Origin of the sequence: Yersinia sp. IP36721 (assembly GCF_003634395.1) — a bacterium.
GTDB classification, from domain to species: Bacteria; Pseudomonadota; Gammaproteobacteria; order Enterobacterales; family Enterobacteriaceae; genus Yersinia; species Yersinia entomophaga.
In genome coordinates this window covers 1-839 of sequence record NZ_QCZL01000079.1, presented here as the reverse complement: position 1 = coordinate 839, position 839 = coordinate 1, and the positions used below count along the sequence as shown (strand labels likewise).

Sequence of the window (839 nt, the reverse complement as noted above, 5' to 3'; positions counted from 1 at the left end):
TTTTGTGCCTGTAATCTGACAATCTCACCACCCTACCCGCTTTAAACACTACTCACCTCACACTTTTCACGCCTGATCGCTCGGCGCGAAGGGTCTCGTCTGAATTATTTTCAAAATAAATTCCTTTTGTTATCATGTAAATATAACTTTATTCATGGTTATTATAATTAAGGTTATTGCTCACACCCATAACTTAGGTTATCTTTATCCCATCGAAACGAAACATCGATGCGGCAGACAGGAACTACTCGCCGCGCCAGTCAGGACGACAGGCTGCTCATTAACAAAGCGGGGAACGAAAGCATAGATGCTCATCAATCCTCGTGACGGATTTCTCCCGGATAGTCTGGGAGACCAAAGAGAAGTTGGCTTTGGGATGTGGTGTAGCTCAACTGGATAGAGCGCCCTCAGCGGAGGGAGGTGAGCACTAATCAAGGTTCATAACCCAGATTATCTTACGCGGTCCGGCCGGACGATATGCAGGTTCGAACCCTGCCACCACATCACCAAAGCCAATCACCGGAGGTAATCATGGTAGCGATCACAATCAAACCAGCTAAAGAGAATTCAAAGACACGCAAATTTAAGCGTACAAGTGAATTCTTCGCGGCGAAGGATGCCAACCGAGTGCTGGCAAGCCGAATTGAAGCAGCGTTCACAAAGCTCTCTGAGGGCTGCACATCGAGGGTATACAAAGCAACGATTCCTGTACCGGTTCGCAGCGCCGAGCAGCCAAGCGCGGACAATATATGTTTGCCTGAAGTGGCTAAGTTTGCAGCAGGCTTCCGTAAGAGTGAGAGCGTTACGGCGCGGTAGTGATTTTAGTAGCGCTTCATGCT

General features: G+C 48.3%; 1 protein-coding gene and 1 tRNA gene. Both read left to right on the top strand.

The features are described 5' to 3' along the window. The first annotated feature begins 377 nt into the window (after positions 1-377). Positions 378-504: transfer RNA gene (locus DBA33_RS20780), tRNA-Met, on the top strand. 27 nt (positions 505-531) lie between these two features. Continuing rightward, complete coding sequence (locus DBA33_RS20835; protein ID WP_205582796.1) at positions 532-816, top strand: hypothetical protein; 285 nt, start codon at positions 532-534, stop codon at positions 814-816. Positions 817-839 lie beyond the last annotated feature (23 nt).

Bases quoted from the DNA above. Each gene is read 5' to 3' on its own strand.
- DBA33_RS20835 (WP_205582796.1), top strand. From the start codon at position 532: ATGGTAGCGATCACAATCAAACCAGCTAAAGAGAATTCAAAGACACGC.